This window comes from Paenibacillus sp. 2TAF8, from assembly GCF_052114825.1.
Lineage (GTDB): Bacteria > Bacillota > Bacilli > Paenibacillales > Paenibacillaceae > Paenibacillus.
Genome location: NZ_JBFRFN010000036.1, coordinates 1 through 23,475 on the forward strand (window position 1 = coordinate 1; position 23,475 = coordinate 23,475).

A 23,475-nucleotide genomic window follows, 5' to 3' on the forward strand; every position below is an offset into this window, starting at 1 on the left:
TCATCGTAAGGCATAACCGTTACATTTAACTTAATCTGTTTGTCTGGGTTCTGTTGGTTCCATAACCCCAGCATTTTATCCAAATGCTTGCCATGCAAATCTACGAATGTCCAAAATGATAATTCTGTTGCATTCTCACCGGCATTAGCGCCTAATTGCTTTGTTTCCGTTTTTGAACCAGAAGAATTACCACATGCAGTAAAAACAAGTGACATAATAAGGAGTGTAACGATGGAGATTAAAGCACTACGTTTTTTCATTTGTTCGTCATCCTCTCTTTTTTGTTATGCATTTGAAAAGTCGGCTGACCAGTTAGTTCTGTTAATTTAAGCGGTTACAATTCATCTTGGCACCACCATTCTTAACATAATTCTAACCTTTCAAAGAAAAGACCCCTTCGCAAAAATTTCTTAGAATCCATATTGTAAGCGCTTTACATGCCGTATTAATATATATATGAAATAAGCTTTATATAACCAATTGATTATAAAATCAAAAAGTTTATGGGGAGATGCTACTCTTTGAAAAAGCTGGCGCTCTACAAACAAATTGAGAAAATATTATACAGAAAATTAAATCAGGGCACACGCTCGGCTTCGAGCAGGCGTACACAGATCAAGGCATCTCGATTGACAAGAGTTTGTGGTGTCACATCCCTCTCGACATTCTACGCATCGAGCAAGAATTGGACTATTTAAGCAACTTCTTGCAGAACCACAGTGGAATTTCGGCAGCCTTCTCCTTGACTGAAGAAACAGCACGCCTTACATCCGCCGCTATCAGTCTTCTGAATGTTCACTCAAATATCGATTTGCTATCTTTTGATAATCCACATCTTTCAAAAGTTAGTTCATGATACAAAAAAACTTACTCAAGCAAAATATTCAATTCATCAACTTTTATCTCGCCACAGGATTCCATCATAATATTATTTAGATAATTACCTAATCCGAAATGACACAATGTTATTGTCCTCAGCTTGGGACAAGACTTTCGTTCCTAAAAACAAAAAAAGCCGCTAAAATAGCGACACCTCAATGGGACCATGTTCTTGTACCTCGACATTTCATCCATCCTTCAGAAGAAAAATGGATGAGTCAGCGGATATAGGTTCGTTGACTCATCCTGCGATTTAGCAATAATAAACTAGTCCGCAATAAGACCATGTTATTTAATGCATTGCGCATCTCTACATCAACATTATCATCTTTAAGAATGATTCTTTTGTTTCTTGTTATAGTATGTCTCCATCACTTGATAAATAGATTCGCTTTTGATGGGTTTACTAATGTAATCATCCATGCCTGCCATCAGGCATCGTTCCCTATCCCCTTTTAGAGCATTTGCAGTCACTGCAACAATATATGGACCATCTTCATATGATACATTCTCTTTGATGGCTTGAGTCACTTCAAACCCATTCAATTTAGGCATATGCACATCCATAAACACAATATCGTATGCATTTCTCTTAGCAGCCTCTAAAGCTTCTTTTCCGTCCACGACATGATCTACGAAGTGTCCCTTTTTTTCAATCATTTTACTAAGGACAAGCCGATTCATTTCATTATCCTCAGCAATCAGAATATGGAGAGGGGTGTCTTTGTTATTATTCTCAGAGAACTCTAAGCGTTGGCCAGCTTCTTCATTGATCATTTTAAAGCATGCCGTGAATGTAAACGTTGTGCCAGGTTCAGCTGAATCCTCGATCCATATATCTCCATGCATAAGTTCTATCAATTTTTTGCTGATAGCCAGTCCCAATCCCGTTCCTTGCGTTTTGCGAGTCATATAGTTGTCCAATTGGTAAAATGGCTCAAACAATTGCGGCCTTTTTTCTGCTGGAATCCCCACACCTGTATCTTTGACTTTAAACTTGAGAACCACGTTTTCCTCACACTGTTCTTTAACAAGTACTTCAATTTCTATGCTGCCTTCGAGAGTAAACTTCACAGCATTACCGATGATATTAGTAAGTACTTGTTTTAAGCGAGAGGCGTCACCATATAGCGGAATGGGAAGTGCCTCATCCAAATAAATCCGAATATCTAACTTCTTTTCACGGATCAAAGGTTTTACGATTTGCACCGTTTCTGTCACGATTTCCTCAAGATCAAAAGGATCAACGGCTAAATCGGTTTTCCCAGACTCGATCTTAGAAAAATCAAGGATATCATTGATAATAGTAAGCAGGGAGTCACCACTCTTTTGGATAATCTGAATATATTCCTTTTGCTCCCCGCTCAGTCCTGGAGTATCTAGAAGAAGATCTGTCATTCCGATTACACCATTCATAGGTGTTCGTATTTCATGGCTCATCATCGCCAAAAAATCACTTTTCGCCTGATTCATCCTTTCAGCTGTTTCTTTGGCAATGAGAAGCTTTTTCTGTTCTGTAATGTCCTTGGCGATTAAATAGTAACCGACATTGACATTGTTAATAATAATTGGAGCAAGTGTTGCCAATACTTCCGTTTCACGGCCGTCCCTGTGCAAAACAGTATTCATTTTCTTCTCAGCCAAGCCATAGTGACTCCGTAGAATGAGGCCTAGATTACTAACTCCGATAAATCTTCCTATACTTTTCCCAACCATCTCGTTTACTACATAACCTGTCATTTTTACTGCTGCAGGATTAGCATTAATAATGTTTCCATTCATGTCGAATGAAATAATCGCATCGTGATTATACTTTTTGAGCGAGGTATAACGTTCAATAGTTTCTTGAAGCCTGAATTCGATCTGTTTCTGTTCGGTAATGTCCTGAAGTACACCGTTTAACTCTATGGGCTGTTGATGTTCGTCATCAATGATCAACCCACGTAATTGAATATATTTTTCTCTACCATTGGACCGAGCGCATTTAAATTCAAAAACAAATGGATTTCTTTGATCTGTGTCTCCTATTTTTTCTCGCAAAGATGCTGCATCTGCAGTACTCATTACCTTATAGATATCTCTAGCGCAATAATATTGGTTTGTGCGGTCAAGTTCAAAGATTTCCAATACCTGTTCAGAAATGGTGATCTGATCATGAACGACATCCCATTTCCATGTTCCAATCTTCGCCAATCGTTCGGCATTTCTGCTAATGCCTTCACGGTGCGAAAGTTTCCGTCCAGATCGGATACGATCAGTGATATCTACAATAAAGCAAATGAAGTAATGGGGTCCAGAAGCTGTTTCATCACTGACTGGAGTTACATGAAATGAACACCATAATTCTTCGCCATTTTTTTTAATGCAACGCCTTTCATATATATTTTCTTTTACTTTGTTATCAAAAATTCCAGCTTCTTCAACATGATCCTTCGTGGAATCTTCCGGATGCGTTAAATCCTGGCAGCGGAGCTCCATCAGTTCTTCACAAGTGAAACCGGTCATACGGCAAAAAGCAGGATTCACTTTCAGCCAATTTCCTTCCGGAGATATCAGAGCAACTCCAATCGGTGTTTGATTGTATATTTGCTCGAAGCATTCATGATGATTAACCTGCTGAACCTGCATTGAGAGCTCTCCCCTACACTTCATTTTATGATATAGAATCATTTTTTAAAAAGATTCCTTGTAAATCGTAGAACACTTGATCACTCGTTTTTAAAATATTTGACTATATTATACTCTTCAAATTTACCACAAAAAGTATAGGTTCATATATAATTCTGTTATAGTTACAACAAATAAAAGCAGCTGTGATTAGGGTAAGAAATCATCCACTGCTTCTTTTGGTTTTTATTCTTTATTTTTTATACTATAGTTACTTTTAAGAAAAAGGTTCTATTTGCCAAAGGTAGATGCAGGTAATTCATCAATTCTCATACGGAGTAAACTATACGGTTTTCTTCTCAGTTCTTTTCCATAATGAAATCTTGCCTGTCTATGTAATTGGTTCACAATTACATATAAATATTGATCCGGACCAATAGAAAACGTATCTGGCCATAAAAGTCGGGGATCATGGGCGATCGTTTCCATGGTTCCGTTTGGAAATATCTTTCGAATACTATCGTTTTCATAATCTCCAGCATAAATGTTTCCTTGTGCATCCGTGATCATCCCATCCGATGCACCCTTCTCTCCCCAATACTGACCATAGTTTGCTTCGTTTCCAATGTTCCAGTCCTCTACCGTAACTAGTTCGGAAAATAACTAGATATTAAGATCGAATAATTAAATCTGAACTAGTTGTTATATTTCAAAATCATTATTTAGTGGCTGGAGGTTATCATAAACAAAAAAGGCACCTCTGTGGAGAGGTATCTTTAGCTATATTATCCGCAAGACATGTTTCTGGCTGAGCAACGGATAAACATTGAATAATGCTGCAGATTTCGAACACCATCAATAAATTTAGTTGTCATTGTATTCAGCCTCCCTTTTTCGCAGTATCACTACGATATCTGTCTGAGGTACAAATAAATTATAATTCGTTACATGCACTTGTCTCGTTTCGGTTACGGATTCAATCTTTAATTCAGGAGGAAGACAGCGCTCTATGTGAGTAATTAATGTTTCTTTGGTAAATCTCCAAATTACACCATCAATCGAAGAGTTCGCCATATAACCACCGTCCGTTACAGAACCTGAAAGAGACTTGAGAACAACCGGATCCGCAATAATGATAGATCCACCGTCACGTAACAGTCTGCAGCTCTCTATGAAGGCTTTTTTGTGATAGCGAATGTGATGAAAGCTTCTTGCAAACAAAATCATATCGCAGCTATGATCAGGTAAAGAAGTCGGCTTATCAATGAAAGCATGGATATAAGAATCAAACCTTCCCCACTTCTTTCCAAGTTTTAAAGCATTTAAATTCGGATCCATGTTGAGAAAACGAACATCCTTTTGCTTGCGAAGATACTTGTTCAATAAACCTGTACCACAGCCCACCTGAAGAACATCGCCCTTTAAAGGGGGTAAAACTTTGTAGACATTACGAGGAATGGGGAAATTTTGAACGTACATGGCCAATTCGTAGAAAATCGGATAACGCTCTTGCAATCGAACCAATTTACTGGTGTAGAAAGGTTTCTGCTTTTTGTGACGTTTAAAATCCCATTTGTTCAAATAGTAGATAGGGGTTAACAGCAAGAACAGAATAATAAAGACACTTTGGACGCTATAAATTCCAAGTTTACTAAAACGATCATTGGAATTATGAGGCATCATTTGTTTAGAAGTATTCAAAATGATCACTCCCCTCTCACAACGCTATAAATGGTGTAGAACCTGTATAACATAACAAATGAATCTAATATATAGTTGAATGCTCCAAAAAATACAGACATACTGTCCGTAAGCAATGCTTCCTACCCAATGACTTACGGAGCGTTTACGATGATGCATCACCATGATTTTGTTGAAATTGCTTATGTATATGAAGGAGAAGGGCTTCATCAGATTGGGGACTAATATATTTTGGTTTCCACAGGCGACTTTTTTGTCATACCCTCTGGTGTATCACAAGTGTTTCAACCACTGGATTTGAAGGAAGAAGATCCGTTATATATATGAACTGTCTGTATAAGCCTCTTTTTGGAGAATTTTTTTGTGGAGGCTGAATTTCGTAACGTATTCGAACAAATATTATTAAGAAAACATCTTCATTAGACTTACTTATACACTTAGATATTTATCTAATAGGAAATTAAAACATATTCTTGTCCCTCATCTTAGCATCGAAAAAGCCGCCCACAGGCGACCTTTTGAGCAAAAATACGATTTTAAATTGATGTGTGATCATCATGACGATGGATCATATAGGTCTGCATCATGTTCTTCGATCCAATCAATTTGTCTGAATCCATAGCCAGCCATCGTTTGCTGCACATCCAGCACCTCTAATTCCGGTGCCTGCCAAGGCGTTTTTTTTGTTTCCATCGGTCGTCCCTCCTTTCTACAAAAACTGGAACCAAGATGCGAGCACCCTTACATTACTTGCGCGATACAAACCTTTTAAGATACAATATGTATCATTGTGAAAATTATAAGACACAATACGTATCTAAGTAAACAACTTTTTCATCCCTTTCTATGGGTTAAGTATTTCCCTTTAGCACTAACTGACCCAAGTCAAAGCTCACTCGCCTCTATAATAGTGTTTTATTTGACACATATCTAATTGGTATTCGGACTATGTTCTTATCCTTGGCTCTTGACACTAACTTGTGCCGATAAAATAAAAAAGCCGCCCACAGGCGACCTTTTGAACAAGAATACGCTTTTCAACTTGAGGACGCTGGATTATATAGGTCTGCATCATGTTCGGAGATCCAATCAATTTGCTTGTATCCACGTCCAGCCATCGTTTGCTGCCGCACATCCAGAACCTCTAATTTCGGTGTCTGCCAAGGCGCTTTTTTCGTTTCCATCGGTCGTCCCCTCCTTTCTACAAAAACTGGAACCAAGATGCGAGTACCCTTACATTACTTGCGTGAAACAAACTTTTTTTGGATACTTAATGTATCTCAATGGAGATTATAAGATACAATACGTATCTAAGTAAACAACCTAATTCATCTCTTTCTCTGGGTTAAGTATTTCCCTGCAGCGCTACTGACCCAAGTTAACGCTCGCTCGCCTCTAGCTAGCTTTTTCATTTTGACACATATCTAATCGTTAATCGGACTATGTCATGTCCATTCCGGCAATCGGTAAAAGTTCTTGTCCTTGGCTGGGAACACAAACTTGTACCCATCGGTTCATGATCTAGCACAGGGGTTGCTGATCTTAGATTCGCTCATCTTTCTTGGCATAGCTTAATAAGCTGCTCTTGAGTACTGTTAAATGTCTGGGTCAGTAAGTTGAACTTTTCTTGAATTTCACTCAATTTGTCATATAGCGCATTTCGATTTTTAATAGCAAGTTTGATTTCTTTAATATCCGTTTTAGTACGCCCTCTAATGGATCCGTACACTTGCTCTTCAGCATCCAAACCCCGTTCGTAAGCTTCAATAAACATCTGAAGTGTTTGGTTTCTTGACTCATATTGTTCGAGAGATTTTTCCGCGAGAGAAAGTGTTTCTTCTTTTTCAAAAGAAAGTTTTAGCAGTGATTGTTGAAGTGATTTTGCTTGTTCAGCTGCCTTCAGATTAGCTCTTTCTAATTGTTCAAGAATAGTTCTTCGTGATTGAATATGAGTCTCCGCCTGCTCCAGGAACCCTGTAACATTACTGTTAGTTTATCTAAGTTAAATTACAAGCGAGTATCGTGGCTGAAATTAACAACCATATGCTCATTCGGATTGTAAACCTCAAACTCATAGCCTTTTGCTCTCAGCAGCTTTAAAATTTGTGGCAGAGCTTCTACTGTCTGTTTCCGTTCATGCATCAGAATAACTTCTATATCTCGGTGTACGCCTCTATGTATCCGAGATATAATTTTATCGGGCTGGCCGGGAAGGCTCCAGTCAAGTGAGTCTGTTGTCCAGTCCCACATTTTGAAACCTGCTGCCGCGATATCCCCTCTAAAAGCCTCACCAATCTGTGGACTGCTTCCATAAGGTGCACGTATCAGATGTGGCGTATATCCAATCAAAGCCTTGATCTTATTTTGTACTTCTTTAAACTCATTCAAAAAGTTGTCTGAGCTTCCGCTCTTATATAACTTTTTATAACTATGTGTCATACTATGCAGTCCGGGATAACTGCCTTCTTTCACTAAACGTTTCACCGCTTCCGGGTAGTGATCCAGATTCTCTCCAACCATAAAAAAAGTAGCTTTAGCATCATACTGGTTCATAATGTCTAGCAACTGTCCGGTATATTTGCTAGGGCCATCATCAAAGGTAATATACGCTACTTTGCTGATTTGACCCAAAAATCTCGTCGGCTGCTCTTTAGAGCCTGGCGAACCCTGAATGAGCCCTAATTGAACAGGCTCTTTAATAATAGAAATGGGCGGAGGTACAACCATCGTCTTTATCCAATCTGTCATACCGCTGAATGCATGCGTAATCCCCATGACAAGGAAAATCAAACCCATAAGTACCAAACTTAACTTTCCATAACGAATTTTCCTTCTTCTTTTGCGACTTCCACCGCGAATTGCACTTCCGTACACATTTGTTGATTCATGATGTGATTTCAATACCTGTCCACGTCCTATCATCTCGTTATTTATGCTAACTATTAATCTTTGAACTCGTTCTTATATACAGATTAATAGAAAAGTTCGCGGGTAACCTTCAATTGCAATTGCCTTACGGGAACAAGACGGGCGAGTTGTTCGAAAAGTTTGATTTTTCAATTAGAAATTTCAACCACTGTGATCTTATCTGTGATTGGACGGGTCACAAGCCTCCCAACAAGAAAAAAAGACCGCTGGCGCAAATTCTTGCGGACGGTCTTTGCTGTAATCGAATATGAGGGCGGACAGAAAAGGAGGAAAGCGCGTTTTTTAATTTTCTGCGTGGGAGATCGTGATCTGACCCTGCTTGTCTTGGATGACCTTCAAATTCAGAATATCGGACAGGAATTCCAGCGGCACGTGCACGTATCCATTTTTCATTTCCGGTACCGCCCCGAGCTTGCGGGGAGCTTTTTTTCCAAGAAAATAGCTGTCCTTGTTCAAGCTGATGGAGCTCCAGAGGGCTCCTTTGGAAATGTCGGCGGTTTTGCTTTTGCCATTCCAGGTAACGTCGAAATTCAGCTGGCGCAGCACGCTGGCTAAAGGCACCATTAGCTTACCGTCTTTGCCGATGTAATGCTTGCTGGAAGGAATGATCGCTTGGACAACTCCGTGTAAGTCTCTCTGGTCCGGGAGCTTCACGGCAAATTCAGGCGTGCCGGTCGATCCCGGAGCGATGCTGTATTTTTGGAACACGATGTATGCATGGCCGTCCTTCACGTAAAAGCTCTGCTCGGGGTCTATGCCCTGAAACCTGTTCTCTCCTTTAGAATAGAGCTCTTGGTCTGCAGCGATTGCGGATTTAATATGCGCATCGAGAATGGATGCGTACTTACAGCCGTACAGGTCTTCAAGCTTTACGCGCTTCGCCTCGGTTTCATTCGTGAAATTATACGTGTCGACAAGTGTTTCCGGATTGTTCATGCCGGTCCCCTCCGTGGTGATTTTAAGGGAGACCAGGCCGTTGTCAGAGCCATTCGATGTCAGCTCATATTGGATCAACAGCTGGTATGGATGCATGATGTAGCCATTCTTTTTGGCCAAGGTGGCTGCCTCAGCGGCGGCTTTTTCCCATTTTGCAAGCTCCTTGGAGGCATGGGATTCAATGATATCATTCAGCTGATTCTGATATTTGGTGTCTGCGAGTCCTTGGAATACGGGAATGGTGACATCTGCCTTCAGCCATTTCTCAGATGATTGGAGTTTCTTGCTTGTCACCATCTTCGTGGAAAGCGTGGGAGCCATGTTCTGTCCGCTGCCGGAAGCGGATTGAACCTGTGCATGGACATGTGCGGAAGAGAGACCGGAAGCGGACACCATCAGAATGCCTGCCAAGCCGGCTGCGGCTAGGGTTTTAGTCCATTTTGTTGTATATTGTATCGTTTTCATTGTAATTACCTCCTAGTGATTTAAAAAGATTTAGTCGTACAGTAGTTATTGAACATACTTGTTGCTGACGAGCAATTCCTGAATCGCCTCCGTCGGAATCGTAAACTCAACAATGCCCATGGAGCCAGGCGCTACGTCATATTCATCGAAGCTGATGACCAGCTTGCCGTCCTGATTAATGTAGAAATTCTGGTCCTTCACGATGCTGTGGAACAGATCATCTTCCGGTATATCCGCCTCGGTCCCCGGCTGCTGAACCCAGTAAACCTTGCTTGGGTCATCCTTCATCTGCTTACGCATTTGCTCTTTAATATTGTCGCTGATCACTCGAATATAGCGGTCATCGCTGAAGAGGCTCGGCAGCGTGATGACGATATGGTTCACTTTATCGATGGTATCGTATTTGCGGGATTCAGCGGAGGAACCGGCTGATTCAACGACATAACGAGAAAGGGTCAGCAGCCGAACCGTATCGGTGACGACTTCATAGCCGCTTTCCAGCCCGAGATGGCCTTTCCCACCTTTTTCTAGCTGGGCCACTTCATTCTTGAAGCCCTCGTACAGCTTCTTGTTTTCTTCCACATATTTGTTATTTAAGGACTGTTCCAGTTCAGGATCGCCGGTGCCGACAATACCGGGTGTTTTAAGATTTATATCGGTGTCCTCGTTCTGTTCGACATATTCCCGAATGGTGATCACCTTGACAATCTGCCCGAGCACCGGCACTTCAGACAGCGCCTTGGCGAAGGCCGGGCTGGCGTTTACGCTGACAGACAGCAGGATGCAGGCAGCTGCAGCGCTTACGAGCCAGGGCAGGGCCTTATTTTTTTTTCGACGGGATGCGATCGTTCTGTTTACCATCTCATTTAATTCATCGGGAATAGGAATGGACTCATACTTCTGCTTCATTCTATTCAGCTTATCATCCATTATCGTCTCTCCTCCTCTTGATCTTCCTCGCTCATGTTCACCCGAAGCTTCTGCAGTCCTTGATAGAGCCTTGTTTTCACGGTATTGAGATTCTCGTTAAGCACTTCGGAAATTTCTTCGATCTTCATATCTTCAAAAAAGCGGAGGATAATCAAAATCCGGTATTTGTCCGGCAGCTCATCCAGTGATCTTGCCAGATCCAGATCGGCATAATGATCTTGGCTGCTTGGAAGCACAAACTCCAGTTTTTCTTCGTCCATGAGTTGGACTTTTTTCTGTTTTCGTATGAAATCCAGGGACGTAGTCACGATGATCCGAAAAAACCAGCTTTTTAATGAGCCCGTATTCTTTAGGTTTTCAATGGACATGAATGCTTTGTGGATGGCATCTTGTACGATGTCGAGGGCATCCTCTTTGTTGCGGACATAGCTGTAAGCCAGTCGATACGCCCTTTCTTGGTTTTCGGTGATGCATTGGATTAGAAGCTTTTCCAGCTTCCGACTGACTCTCATCTAATCAGACACTCCTTTGGGCCCGCGCGGGTAACCATCAATTGCAATTGCCTTACGGAAGCAAGACGGGCGAGTTATTCAAAAAGTTTGATTTGTAATAAAAAAATTCAGTCGCTGTTATTTTGTCTGCGATATTGTGGGCCAACCAAGCGGTTCAACAACTAAAAGACCCCAGCTTCACCAGGGTCCTGAGCTAATTTCTATTCACTTTTATATCTTCGGATATGGATTGCGGAATTATGCCCGCCGAAGCCAAACAAACTTTTTAGCAAAAATACTATTTCCTTTGGGACTTAAATCATCAGCTGGTTTCAGAAATATACTTTATTTCATCTATGCAATCTCTTCAAGACGATACCAAGTATCCCTAACTTAGATCATGTTGGTCTTATTCACCTCATTAATAGCATGTATCGGAAATCTCCTCCCCATATTAGAATATTAGAAAGCTGTAAAATCAAATTGGCATCCACCTAATAGGTAATGGAACAAGTTCTTTTCCATAGCTTGGGACAATAATTTGTACCGATAACATAAAAAATCCGCTAAATAGCGACTTCAATGGGAATATGTTCTTGTTCCTCGACATCGTTGCATTGCTAAACACTTTTTCAAATGATGAAATTGACAAGGGCTCAACAAATTTACCCTCCTTTCTCATTTGAAATCTATAAATTCGGAAATTAAGAAACAATATTCGTTTAATCCAGGTCAATCAGTTTTCAAAAATTAGAAATCATTTCTTAGATGAATCAGAGATTAAAAAGAAATCTTGCTGTATGTATAAATAGATCGTAATTGTAGTCCTTCAACCCCTCTCTATTTTGTTGTATTTACAACAAAAATATTATCATTTATAATCATTCTAAACGTATGTTAATTGTTTTGAATTACAAAATGAATTTTTGAAAGGATTGTAAGAAATGAAATCAAAAAAAATAGACTCCATTGAGGGGCTCAACATCGCTTTTCAAATAAGAGAAGAAGTGTTTGTGAAAGAACAAAATGTACCACTTGAAGATGAGTTTGATGATTATGATAATTTAGATAGGCAGTGTGAGCACATCCTGGTCTATTTTAACGAACTCCCCGCCGGAACAGGCAGAATTATTATTCGAGATGGCGTAGGTAAATTAGATCGAATATGTATCTTAAAGCCTTATCGTCAATATGGTCTCGGTAAATTAATCGTTACATCACTGGAAGAAATTGCAGAAAACAAAGGAATATCCAAAGTTAAATTACACGGACAGACACATGCAGAGGGATTTTATCACAAGCTAGGATACCAGACTACTTCCGATGTATTTATGGAAGATGGAATTCCACATTATCTGATGGTAAAAGATTTATTATCGAAATGATGCCTTTATCACGTGTAAATCAATACTTAATTTATGCAATAGGTATCTTGATCCTAACACTTGGCATTACGTTGACCATACAATCAGAGCTCGGTAGCTCTCCATTCGATGCTCTTCTGGTCGGATTGTCTCTAAACGTAGGTTTAACTGTTGGTAGCTGGGAGATTATCCTGGCGCTAGTTGTGATCTGTTTAAATTCGTTGCTACAAAAACAGAAACCTGAATATTTGGGCTTAGTAACTGCCCTTATAACAGGCATTTGTATTGATTTCTGGCTGTTATTGTTACGGAATTGGCTGGTACCTGATCTATTGTTTTTCAAATTTTTGTGTTTCGGCTGCGGTTTGGTTGTTGCAGGAATAGGAACCGCTATGTATCTACAGACTAATTTTGCACCGATTCCGATCGATCGGTTAACACTCTCCCTAAGAAAAATAACTCGAACGAATATATTTTTTGCGAGAACTCTGATTAACGTTGTACTCCTGTTCATGGCATTCGTTTTTAATGGACCCATAGGTATAGGAACTGCGCTGGCTGTCTGCTTTAGTGGGGCCATTTTAAATGTTTTTATGGCATGTATTGGAAAGATGATAGAAAAATTAAGTTCAACAGAACCAGGAAGTCATGAGGTCGATGGAAACTATTCCGCTTAGAAGTTAGTGTCCATTTAGGCAATCGGTACAAGTTCTTGTCCCTCGACACTTGTTTTCCAGTAATATTAATAAATATTAATCGTCAGCTTTAAACTAATTTGCCCGTTAACTAAAAAAAGCAGCCGACCTTAATGGTCAACTGCTCCCCTTATTTTTATAAATTAACATTTCCACATTTGCTGTCCGTTGATAAGGGTCTTAAGAGATTATTGAAATAAGCGCTATTTTATTTCTGAGACCCTTCTATTCACCTCTAAAGTAAAATTTCGATTCTCGTTCCAATATCAACCTCGCTTATCACTTGAATCTTCCCATCATGAGCTTTTACGATATCGTTGGCGATGGCCATTCCGAGACTAGAGCCTTTGTGTAAACCTCCCGTATGGGCCCCTCGGTAATACCGATCAAAAATCCGTTCCAGCTCCTCTTTCCGGATTCCGCTGCCGTGATCCTCCACTACAATTTGAACCGATTCCCCTTTTTTTTCGACACATACAACGATAGAAACATTCTCGGAGTTATGGACCACCGTATTGTAGATCAAATTGGTGACCGCTCGGCGTATCAGGATTTCGTCAACATCTTTGAGAATGGTATCGTCACTGTGTCGGAAACTGATATTTCGACTGCCGTACTGTGTTTCATTTAACGTATCAATGACCGTATTCCGGACGAGACTGACCAGGTTTACGCTCTTCAGATTGAGTGATAACCCTTTATTTCTTAAGCGTGTGGAAAGATTCAAGTCTTCAATCACTTCTCCCCGATTTGAAGAAAGTGTCCGACCTCCCGAATATCATAGGTAAGGATATTTCGCTGCAGATCAAGGTTCTGAAAGCCGATCAAATAGCTGTAGCGTTCCCCGTTTCCCAGCTTTTCCCCGATAAATACGGTTGACATCAATTCTTTTTCCCTATACTTATATGTCTGAACGATATCCATCGGCGTATATTTGGATTTAGCCTCATATGGCACACGAAATCCGTAGCTCTGATTTCCATTTTCGTCCAGAACTTGAATCCAGGCTCATTGCCCTAGTTCCTCTACGACAAACTTATATCCCAGACCCTTAACGGTCACCAGAAATTGCGGACTTGAGGGATTCTCCTCAATCTTTTCTCTAAGCCGACGAATATGGACCATAACCGTGTTGTCATAACCGAAGGAATCCTCCCCCCACATCTGGTCGTACAGGCTTTCCTTGCTTATAATCCGGTTCTGGTGCTTCAGGAAATAGCTAATGAGACCTAGCTCTTTCGGTTTGAGTTCGATCATTTTACCGTTTTTTTTTCAGTTCCAGCTTATGTTCGTCAAGCTCGAATGGGCCGGCTTTCAGCGTATGCTCTTTCTTTTCCTGCTCTATAGCTGCCTCCGTTCTTCTGAAACGGGCTTTGATCCGGTAAGCTACTTCCTTCGGACTGAACGGTTTGGTAATGTAATCATCACCGCCGATTGCGAAACCGAGGATCTTGTCAATTTCCTCAGTTTTGGCCGATAGAAAGAATATCGGCACTTCACCACTAATTGATTAAAATCAATGATTCGAATTACTTTTGGAAAAAGGAAATGGTGGTATTATCCCCAATTTATGTGACTGTTATTGTCCTTGGATCGGGGCACGAACTTATACCGATAAAATAAAAAAGCCGCCCACAGGCGACCTTTTGAGCAAGAATACGATTTTAATAATTTGAAACATAATCATTAGGACTGTGGATCATATAGTTCTGCATCGTGTTCAGAGACCCAATCAATTTGCCTGTACCCATGGCCAGCCATCGTTTGTTGAACATCCAGCACCTCTAATTTCGGTGCCTCCCAAGGCGCTTTTTTTGTTTCCATCAGTCGTCCCTCCTTTCTACAAAAACTGAAATCAAGATGCGAGCAACCTTACATTAATTGCCGATACAAAACTTTTTAAAGATACTATATGTATCCTTATGGAAATTATAAGATACGATACGTATCTAAGTAAACAACTAATACACGCCCTTCTCTGGGTTAAGTTTTTCCCTGTATCGCTACTAAATTATATGAAGAATGGTATGCCTTTTTTTAGATATATTTATGTTATTAAAAATACCCTAAAAAAACTCACCTTCTTACATTCGTCAATGTACTCCCCCATTCACTGACTGGTTCAAGCCAGCTTACGATTCTATCATCTATAAGTTTGGCAAGTGAACCTTCATACTCAGCACGATAAGGTTTATTTAGTTCGTGTTGAATCCAACTTTCTTTTGTACCTTGCCAGATCTCATAGATGACAAGATCATCGGAGACAATCGCACTAACGAAAGAAGCTTCGTTTTTGAAGTTGCTAATCATTGAAAATAGGCTTTCGCGGAATGATTCTTTCTTACCAGGCTTTATTTTAAAACGAATATTAAGAATGATTTGATTTTTGTTTGTTGACATCACCAAACACTCCTTTTTAATTTTCTTTCTGGTCACAAGTTTATTATGTACAAGTATTACTATAAAAATAGTACGTATTTTTAAGTTATATAGTCACTAAAAAGTAATAATTGTGATGAGGTACAGAATAAATAAAATTATTCTATTCTACATTTAATCTCCGATATTTATCCCTGTTCAATGTCTTCTCTGCATAATCCTGACCCCAATCACAAAGAGCTCGTAGAGTGGGTTCAAGTGACATACCCATTTCTGTTATTACATCATCTTTATATATATCTAATCGGCAATCGGACTATGTTTTTGTCCATTCCATCTGATGTACGTTTGAGTGACACAACGGATCCTCCTATCAAAAAAGCAGCTCCGTCAGGAGCTGCCTCATGTTATGTCTTAACTTGTAATTTTATCTGTTTCCGCTAACCCAACAGCTTAATCGGCGTCCGGATAAGGATTGATCTTCTGGATCGTTCCGTCTTCGTTGTATTTCAGCTCGGAATATTTAACGCAGCGCTTGTGGTTGACGCCTTCTGACAGGGAGCTGTCGTGATAGAACAGATACCACTTGTCTTCAACTTGCAAAATAGAGTGGTGGGTTGTCCAGCCGATAACCGGAGAGAGAATCTCGCCCTTGAACGTAAATGGTCCCATAGGGTTCTTGCCGATCGCATATACGAGCTTATGCGTGGATCCTGTAGAGTAGGACAGGTAGTAATCGTCGTTATATTTATGCATCCACGGACCTTCAAAATATCTCCGTTCCTCATCCCCGGCCAGAATCGGATTACCATCTTCATCGACAATAGATATCTCGACAGGCTTGCCTTGGAAGGACAGCATGTCGTCGCTAAGTAGTGCAACTTGCGGTCCAAGCGCCGGCTGGTCAGGAGCGGGTCCTTCTGCATCTGGCACGAAGCTTCCGGTCTGCCACTTCTCCAGCTGGCCTCCCCAGAGTCCGCCGAAATAGATGTATGACTGATTGTCGTCATCCACTAGTACGGCTGGATCGATACTAAAGCTGCCTTCCATATAATTCGGCTGGGGCGTAAACGGACCCGCCGGAGACTCTGATGTTGCCACACCCAGACGGAAGATGCCGTCATGGTCCCGTGCCGGGAAGAACAAGTAATAGGTATTGTTCTTATATGCAGCATCCGGTGCCCAGAGCTGCTTGGAAGCCCAAGGAATATCTCTCAGATGCAACGCTTCGCCGTGATCGACCACCGGGGAATCGAAGTTGTCCATCGACAGGACATGATAGTCTTCCATTTTATACTGGTCGCCATTATCGTTACTCGGCTCGTCATGATCGAGGTCATGGGAAGGATAGATGTAGATTTTGCCCTCATAGACATGGGCGGACGGGTCCGCAGTAAAGATGTGGGTTACGAGCGGCTGGTGCTGCTTAGGTAGTTGTTGTTGTTTCATAATGCATCTCCTTTGGTATTGGAATAATAGAATTGAATTCAGGACGTATACATGTACTGTCTCCGGGACATCATGCCAGGACATCCATCCGCAGAGTTGGAGCAGAGATTGAAATGTCCAGCGCAGCGGAGACTAAGCTGATTTGTTCTGCCCCGCCACGAGTCTTGCATATTCTCCTTCAGTTTCGGGCGTGGAGTTCGGGCTTAACCCGGTATCCAACCGGTGAAGCTGCTGATTGAGGTACGCGAACGTGGGAGGCACCTCATCTTCCAGCGTGTAGGCATTCTCTTGATCGTTCCGAGAATAGCGCTTAAATATCCGACGATTACGGGATTACGGTAGTTCATTGAACGCATCGCACCCTCCCTTTGCAATTAAAGCAAACGCTTACAATCTCTGATGTAATTGTACACTCCCCGCTTGTTTTTTCCAATATACATACTAAAGGTCTTCCCCGAAAAAATGTACAATTTCTATCTATGCGATCACACTGGAAATACAAACCGATTGCTCGCGTTTTGCTTACCCGAGTGGACATTTTTTGATGAGTTCTAGTTCAGGACGCAAAATTTGTAACAGATATTGACCCCATACAAATACAAGCTGCATTGGTCTAACAACAACACTATATGCAGGACATAGCATTTATGAATTACAGCAAGCGTTACAAGAACTTGTGGTGATAAATAAAAGCCGCTAAAATAGCGACTTTAATAGTAATATGTTCTAGTCCGTCTCCACGTGTACATTGACAAAACCTTATTATATATAGGTTTTCTTGATGGTAACTTTATGTCGTTTTACAATTGGGAATTCAAGAAATAAGAACTTAGATTAGGTTCCCCTATATATTTCATATTTTATTAACATGACAAGAGCCGATAAATTGATTTAGTATCGGCATATAAAATTAAAGAAGAGAAAGTTGTAATACCTTATTTGTTTTTTGTTTTATCAAATTCCATGCGGGATTCCCATGCAAATGTGAGATAAACATTGATAGCGAAAATATAATTAAACACGCCAAGCCTCTTTACATTTATGCTTTAAGTTTTTCATATGTAAAGTATTGTTACTCTGGTATCTATAAAGCGGAGAAAGAAGAAATCCTGTACCTTTTATTTTTCTTTATTGAGTCCTTCTAGACGGAGTATAATACTTTCGCTAAACCAGAACCCACCTGCTGGTGTTTGCAATCGAATGACCAAATCTCCATAATTTTGGATAGTACCCGTTTTTGGAATTATAACGCCAGGGACGTCGAGTTTATAGCTACTATCGCGATAGAGGCTGGCTGTTGCATTCAGCACACCTTTATCAAAAAAAGCATCGCGATCAGGACTATCAAATCCATCGACCTTGAATTTAATTGGTTTATTAGGGTTATATCTTTTTGTATCTTTGTTGAATATCGTTCGACCTTTGAAATACAGTATGTAGCTGTTTTTCTGGTCTTTAACCATTAAGTGGTTCTCAGTATTAGGATGGTGATTGAACCATTTCAGTGTATTGATTGGCTTAATCAACCCATGATTAGGGTCATTGGGGTCATCAAGGTCAATGGCGATAAGTGCGTCAAGTCGTGCTTGATACAGTCCATCTTTTGAGGTGATGGTCATATGTTCCTCGTTCCACATTTCTTCGACTGTCTTACCAGCTTGTTTTAGTTCTCTTTCCGTGGTTACCCACATTTCAGGCATCACAGTGAAGATATTCGTGCCGTGCCATGCGATTTCAGCACTACCCACCGCATACTTGTCGATGTCAAGAAAGGTACCTCTATTCTTAGACAGAATACGTTCGATTACAACGATGGCTTGTGCGCGTGTGGTCAGACCTTTTGGAGCGATCTGCCCAATACTAACCCCTTTAATTAGGCCGGCTTTCGTAGCGAGGTACATCCATTTATCGTCTTCCTTCGTCGTTTCCCCGATTGCACGAGCAGCAAAGCGAGCCATCTCTTGGCGTGTTATGACCTTCGTCCAGGCCGCTTCAGTATTGTTAAAATCAGCAGAAGCATATATTCCAGCGTTGCTTGCAGCGTCAATATATTCGGTGTACCATTTACCGCTTGTTACTTTAGTCTCAAGAGCCATAGCTGAAACCAGCATCTTTACGAATTCCACGCGTGTGACGCTGGCGTCTGGCTTAAATGTACCGTTCGTGTATCCATCTACGTAGCCTTTGGACACGGCATGTGTAATTGCGTTAGCTCCCCAGTGCGCCGGATCAACGTCGGAAAATGGAGTTGTAGCGGCTTGAATCTTAGATGTTTGGGTGCTCATTGTACCTAGTATGAGTACCATAGCCAGTGCAATTCTTGCCACTAGGGTGAAATGTTTTTTCATGTGAGTCTCTCCTTTTGATTATATGGTCTTAATATATGGAAACACTCTTCAAGATCCATTATCATGACTTGGGGTTTATGTATATTTTTATCCAACGAAATGTCCAATCCTGTCACTAAAGCACTTCCAAGTGTAAATGTCTTCACGCTACCCTTAATCTTCAGGTTTAGATTAAATTGAGCGCAACCGAAGCTTGAAGTAATGGATCAGATCCTTTTGCGCAAGTTTACAAGTACGGAAAACCGATCTTCTTATGAGAGTTGGTTTTCTGTGACAGGCATAGGACGGGCCGAGTGATACTAAAACGTCAAAAACAAAAAGTTGTATCAACTAAAGATTGAAGTAGCGCCATCAGTTCTCATGTGATTTGACTTTGAGCTAATTACAACTTAGTTAGTCCAATGATTTCTTTTCAGCCCATTCTTCTAGGTTATTTTAACCTGTAGAAAGCTCACCATTCTCTTCGCTACAAGTGTTATGCGCATTTCCTAGTATCTTAGATGTAGTTCATGACTATAAGTGTGTTAATGCGATACGCTTTCTCAATAAAAGCATGAGGTGTAATTTTATTGTTCCAAGCAATAGAAACAAACAGATACAGCCATGCGAGTTATTTGTTGAAACATTCGTATTATTTAAAGTAGCATACACCTTATTTTCATTTGCAGGTTCTTATGATATCAACCTCATAATGAGATTAATGCCTAACCATAATCCGATGCCACAAAGAACCCCGGTAACAATTCTTTTATAGTTCGTGCTCTCTCTCTTATATCCATACTGACGCCAACCATCCCAAACCATGGGGGCAATCAGAACTATAGAAGCCCCTCCTAATGAAACCCAACTCAATTTTTCATAATTAATTGAAGAATGTAGATGCATAAAATAGCAAAATAACAGACTACTAACGACACAAGTACACCGCCAACATAAAGGTAAACAGAATGTTCCAAAATGTGGAGCCCTCTCAGGTTTTTTATTACATAGAGGTATCACACCATAATTACTTTTTATATTTGTGAACTCATGCTGTAGTAGCTTATTCAATTTATCTATCATCGACTATTCAATGTAGCACAGCAGCCTGCAATAACAAGGATAACAGCAATACCAATTAGAATAATCATCTTAATACGAAACCCCCAAGTATATTTTCCATTCTTCTTCAAAATTTATATCCATTTTAAACAGATGATTGATCTTTTCAAGTTCATTTAGTACCGTATCTCGATGAGGATCAATATTCTGTAAACGTAGCCTCGTGTCTTCAATTTCCTGTTCAATAATTTTAATTATTTGTTCACTTTTATTTTTTCTCAAAGTTTTTACTTGCTGTAGGCTCTGCATATATAGTTGATTTTCACGTTGTATCACTTGCTGAATGTTTGCCACTAACAGACCATGACGTACATTAAACAAATCCATTTTCTCCAAGATAAGCATGACCAAATTTGAACAAACTACAGCACTAATAATTTGTAATGGTAGCAAGAGGAATTCTGGAATTGCGATCTGACGCTCTATGTATCCAAATAGAACCTCAAGTACGAATGACGTTACGGTCAAAGACATCAATTGAAATACAGAATCAGCTTTTTGTGCAGGTGTTGCGTGTTTACTTCCGATTATTTTTATTGCGTCTATAAAGGACAAAACTAAATTTTTAACTAGCTTAATCATTTGTTGAACTGTTGCTTTGACTAGATTAATCAAAATATCGAAGAACGATTTTATAAACTTTTTCAATCCTTTATTTAAAATATTATGATAAATCGTATTTAATTTTGAATACACGTAACGTACAATCCGGCCTCCAGCTTGTTCAAGTTTATGGAGAGCGTTCTTCAGGTTCACTTTTTTATTCGCTAATATTCCCTTAAGTTCATATATCACAGCAGGCACTATGTAATAAATGAGTTGCCCAGCAATAATCTTATTTATCGCGTTCCCAGTATGTTGAGCAGCATCTTTAGCAACATTAAAATAATTGGTTTCTTTCAAAATCTCTTTACTCTCAGCATTTTGCGAATGGCGGTAGTTTCTTACCAATTCTGTCTTGACTCTCTTAGGAACTTTACCGTCTTCATTAAGATAACCTGCGTTCTGCAACTTTTGTTTTGATTCTCCTTGGAGAGTTTCCCAGCGCGATGATACTGCATCAGCCATCTGTTCCGGAGTAGCTCGATGTGTGATATCAATTAATTTACCGCTATCACTATCTCGAATGGTTACTTTCACATCTCCTTTAGATTGATTTGCTGTCTCGAACATCATTGTAAAGTTATCAGAAGAATTATAAAACTCACGAATCCGACTTTCGGCATCATCTTTTAAATACCGATTATATACGTATGCGGTACTCAAGGCTTGCGTATGCTCCACATGGAGTTGACTAACTTCTTCACCACGCGAATTTAATTTAGTAGTCTCAGATGTCTGTACGTAGTCATCCTGCATTGAACCATCCTTATGACGTCCTTCTCGATATTTCTGCTTCCCTCTCTGAATTAATCCAATGTCGCTATAACGTCCATTTTCTTTATTGAACAACTTCACTTTTGACTCTTCTAAGTCGTTCATTATGGATTTTAATGTAGATGAGGTTTGTGAATCGTTATAATTATATACTTTTTTTTGTAACTCAGTACCTTCTGAAAGGGGATCATACTCATCCTCATAAGTAAACTCCAGTATTCTTTTTGCCATTTGGTCAACAGTAATGTTGTAGTCAGATGTGTCCCAAAAATTTCGCACGATTTCTCCTGCGAGATCACGCCCAGTATTTTGAATGAGTTTTGAGCTGAAGTTATTACTTAGCATATCCTTAAGTTCTAAATTGATTTGAACTACTGCTGATTTATACAATCGCTGTTCTTGTTCTAAAAGTTCTACTCGATTATCTAGTAACTGTTGTATGCTCATAATAACTCCCTTTAACGTTATATCTTATATTGTTCTATTTGCTTTTGTTGTTCATTAAGAACCTGATTGTAATTGATAACAACTTCTCGTTCCTTTTTGTGTTGATCACCATTAAGTAAGTTTGTTATCACAGGCGTATCGTAGATCTTTGATGATATTACAAAAAATAGTAAAGAGTTTTTCACAAAATGATAGTGCTTATGATAGAGCCCTTTTGCGAAAATTCCTACATCTGTTTCAACAGATACAGATATTTCTCGATTAGCAAGTACTTGATTTTTAATTTCCTCACATTGTAAAAGTGCCTGAACTAACTCAAGTTCAGGCACTATTGTAGAATGAATTGTTTCACTGATAAATTCCACACTTTCTTGATAAAGATCTAGAATTTGGATATCTTCTTTCATGTATTCTAACTTAATCTCTCCTATATTTAACATTCTATTTCCGTCCATCATGAACTCTTCCATTCGTTGTGTGGTTTCCAAATTAAGTTTTTTTGTCTCTCGACGCATACCTATTGGGCCTTTGAAGAATGTTTTTGTGAAAATATCTTCTTTACTCCAGTCTATCTTCTGTATGTAATCATCTACTGTCTCTAAGCCTTTACTAGAAAAATTAATATTATCTTGTCCCGTTTCTGCCGAAAATCGATTAATGGTTTTGATATTACCAAATTTCGAAAGGAACACTCCAAGTAACAAAATGTTCTCCTTCACTTTTGAATTACGATACTTATTAAGAAACTCAATTTTCTGGTTGAACTTTCCTATTTCAGTATTTATCCTTGATACAATCATCTCTAATTTTTGTTTAAACGAATCGTGTATCTCTTTAAATCGGGTTACATTTTCTCTCCGCTCTTTTTCACCTGTAAAGGTTTGAACAGCAGACGCAGCTCGATCCATAATATTCTCTTTAATTTGCCTCAATTTATCAAACATTTATTCTTCCTCCGCTATGTAACGAATAAACTCCTTGTGACGTCTCTTGTCCTTAACTGCTGTAATTAATCCGTTTTCTACCAGAAACTCGAACCTGTTATCTTTTTTTATGATAAACTTTTCTCTGTTTCCCTCAACGAGAAATTTACCCTCGTTTGAGTTATATACAAAATCAATTTTATGTTTTTTTCTGCTTTTATAAATAAACACTCCCGAAATAAAGATAATAATCAATATGATTATGACCAGCATGTGCTTCACCATCCTCAATACTATGTCAAAAGTAATAGTTTGAAATACCTACTTATTGACTTTACATTATTTTGTTTGATTTGACACTAATAAAAAGTAAAAAAAATTCACATAAAAAAGGAGATTTCCAGCCCAGCCCTTCATATTATAAGTGGCAAGATCCCTCCACTCCATCTGATAAC

At 39.6% G+C, this 23,475-nt stretch carries 19 protein-coding genes and 4 pseudogenes; 2 read left to right on the forward strand and 21 right to left on the reverse strand.

Going from position 1 to position 23,475, the window contains the following annotated elements:
• The 11 genes and pseudogenes from AB4Z30_RS28655 to AB4Z30_RS28705 all read right to left on the reverse strand — a co-directional run.
• Nucleotides 1–260: pseudogene (locus tag AB4Z30_RS28655) on the reverse strand (ABC transporter substrate-binding protein); the annotation flags it as partial.
• 949 nt (nucleotides 261–1,209) lie between these two features.
• Nucleotides 1,210–3,507, reverse strand: a complete 2,298-nt coding sequence (locus AB4Z30_RS28660; RefSeq protein ID WP_441931042.1) for a PAS domain S-box protein — start codon at nucleotides 3,505–3,507, stop codon at nucleotides 1,210–1,212.
• A 270-nt stretch (nucleotides 3,508–3,777) separates the two neighbouring features.
• Nucleotides 3,778–4,089: pseudogene (locus AB4Z30_RS28665) on the reverse strand (L-dopachrome tautomerase-related protein); the annotation flags it as partial.
• A gap of 261 nt (nucleotides 4,090–4,350) precedes the next feature.
• Entirely contained in the window at nucleotides 4,351–5,187 is an 837-nt protein-coding gene (locus tag AB4Z30_RS28670; protein WP_441931043.1) for a class I SAM-dependent methyltransferase, read from the reverse strand.
• A gap of 555 nt (nucleotides 5,188–5,742) precedes the next feature.
• Entirely contained in the window at nucleotides 5,743–5,880 is a 138-nt protein-coding gene (locus AB4Z30_RS28675; protein WP_106427116.1) for a paeninodin family lasso peptide, read from the reverse strand.
• A 344-nt stretch (nucleotides 5,881–6,224) separates the two neighbouring features.
• A complete protein-coding gene (locus AB4Z30_RS28680; protein ID WP_441931044.1) occupies nucleotides 6,225–6,371 on the reverse strand; it encodes a paeninodin family lasso peptide in 147 nt (48 codons plus the stop codon).
• 368 nt (nucleotides 6,372–6,739) lie between these two features.
• Nucleotides 6,740–7,159: pseudogene (locus AB4Z30_RS28685) on the reverse strand (YkyA family protein); the annotation flags it as partial.
• A gap of 35 nt (nucleotides 7,160–7,194) precedes the next feature.
• Nucleotides 7,195–8,088, reverse strand: a complete 894-nt coding sequence (locus AB4Z30_RS28690; RefSeq protein ID WP_441931045.1) for a polysaccharide deacetylase family protein — start codon at nucleotides 8,086–8,088, stop codon at nucleotides 7,195–7,197.
• A 309-nt stretch (nucleotides 8,089–8,397) separates the two neighbouring features.
• Complete coding sequence (locus AB4Z30_RS28695) at nucleotides 8,398–9,516, reverse strand: stalk domain-containing protein (protein ID WP_441931046.1); 1,119 nt, start codon at nucleotides 9,514–9,516, stop codon at nucleotides 8,398–8,400.
• A 45-nt stretch (nucleotides 9,517–9,561) separates the two neighbouring features.
• A complete protein-coding gene (locus tag AB4Z30_RS28700; protein WP_441931047.1) occupies nucleotides 9,562–10,446 on the reverse strand; it encodes a DUF3298 domain-containing protein in 885 nt (294 codons plus the stop codon).
• Nucleotides 10,446–10,958 carry an RNA polymerase sigma factor gene (locus tag AB4Z30_RS28705; RefSeq protein ID WP_441931048.1) on the reverse strand — a complete coding sequence of 171 codons (513 nt, stop codon included), beginning with the start codon at nucleotides 10,956–10,958 and terminating at the stop codon, nucleotides 10,446–10,448. Before AB4Z30_RS28705 ends, AB4Z30_RS28700 begins: the two co-directional genes overlap by 1 nt.
• 923 nt (nucleotides 10,959–11,881) lie before the next feature.
• Between AB4Z30_RS28705 and AB4Z30_RS28710 the strand changes: the two genes are divergently transcribed.
• Together AB4Z30_RS28710 and AB4Z30_RS28715 are read left to right on the forward strand one after the other, a co-directional pair.
• Nucleotides 11,882–12,322, forward strand: a complete 441-nt coding sequence (locus AB4Z30_RS28710; protein ID WP_441931049.1) for a GNAT family N-acetyltransferase — start codon at nucleotides 11,882–11,884, stop codon at nucleotides 12,320–12,322.
• Nucleotides 12,319–12,978 carry a YczE/YyaS/YitT family protein gene (locus AB4Z30_RS28715; RefSeq protein WP_441931050.1) on the forward strand — a complete coding sequence of 220 codons (660 nt, stop codon included), beginning with the start codon at nucleotides 12,319–12,321 and terminating at the stop codon, nucleotides 12,976–12,978. Before AB4Z30_RS28710 ends, AB4Z30_RS28715 begins: the two co-directional genes overlap by 4 nt.
• A 253-nt stretch (nucleotides 12,979–13,231) precedes the next feature.
• On the opposite strand, the gene AB4Z30_RS28720 is transcribed toward AB4Z30_RS28715, so the two are convergent.
• From AB4Z30_RS28720 to AB4Z30_RS28765, 10 genes and pseudogenes are all read right to left on the reverse strand, one after another.
• Nucleotides 13,232–13,723 (reverse strand): sensor histidine kinase, encoded by a 492-nt coding sequence (locus tag AB4Z30_RS28720; RefSeq protein ID WP_441931051.1) that lies wholly within the window; start codon nucleotides 13,721–13,723, stop codon nucleotides 13,232–13,234.
• Nucleotides 13,724–13,731: 8 nt separating this feature from the next.
• Nucleotides 13,732–13,878 (reverse strand): hypothetical protein, encoded by a 147-nt coding sequence (locus AB4Z30_RS28725; protein ID WP_441931052.1) that lies wholly within the window; start codon nucleotides 13,876–13,878, stop codon nucleotides 13,732–13,734.
• Between the two features lie 126 nt (nucleotides 13,879–14,004).
• Nucleotides 14,005–14,491 (reverse strand): annotated as a pseudogene (locus AB4Z30_RS28730) (response regulator transcription factor); the annotation flags it as partial.
• Nucleotides 14,492–14,682: 191 nt separating this feature from the next.
• A complete protein-coding gene (locus AB4Z30_RS28735) occupies nucleotides 14,683–14,820 on the reverse strand; it encodes a paeninodin family lasso peptide (RefSeq protein ID WP_441931053.1) in 138 nt (45 codons plus the stop codon).
• Between the two features lie 252 nt (nucleotides 14,821–15,072).
• Nucleotides 15,073–15,396 (reverse strand): putative quinol monooxygenase, encoded by a 324-nt coding sequence (locus AB4Z30_RS28740; protein ID WP_441931054.1) that lies wholly within the window; start codon nucleotides 15,394–15,396, stop codon nucleotides 15,073–15,075.
• Nucleotides 15,397–15,828: 432 nt separating this feature from the next.
• Nucleotides 15,829–16,824, reverse strand: a complete 996-nt coding sequence (locus AB4Z30_RS28745; RefSeq protein WP_441931055.1) for a glycoside hydrolase family 43 protein — start codon at nucleotides 16,822–16,824, stop codon at nucleotides 15,829–15,831.
• Nucleotides 16,825–17,942: 1,118 nt separating this feature from the next.
• Nucleotides 17,943–19,172 (reverse strand): S-layer homology domain-containing protein, encoded by a 1,230-nt coding sequence (locus AB4Z30_RS28750; protein ID WP_441931056.1) that lies wholly within the window; start codon nucleotides 19,170–19,172, stop codon nucleotides 17,943–17,945.
• Nucleotides 19,173–19,844: 672 nt separating this feature from the next.
• Entirely contained in the window at nucleotides 19,845–20,234 is a 390-nt protein-coding gene (locus AB4Z30_RS28755) for a DUF2085 domain-containing protein (protein WP_441931057.1), read from the reverse strand.
• Nucleotides 20,235–20,303: 69 nt separating this feature from the next.
• Nucleotides 20,304–22,097, reverse strand: a complete 1,794-nt coding sequence (locus AB4Z30_RS28760) for a hypothetical protein (RefSeq protein ID WP_441931058.1) — start codon at nucleotides 22,095–22,097, stop codon at nucleotides 20,304–20,306.
• 17 nt (nucleotides 22,098–22,114) lie between these two features.
• Nucleotides 22,115–23,041 carry a hypothetical protein gene (locus AB4Z30_RS28765; RefSeq protein WP_441931059.1) on the reverse strand — a complete coding sequence of 309 codons (927 nt, stop codon included), beginning with the start codon at nucleotides 23,039–23,041 and terminating at the stop codon, nucleotides 22,115–22,117.
• Between the last annotated feature and the right edge of the window lie 434 nt (nucleotides 23,042–23,475).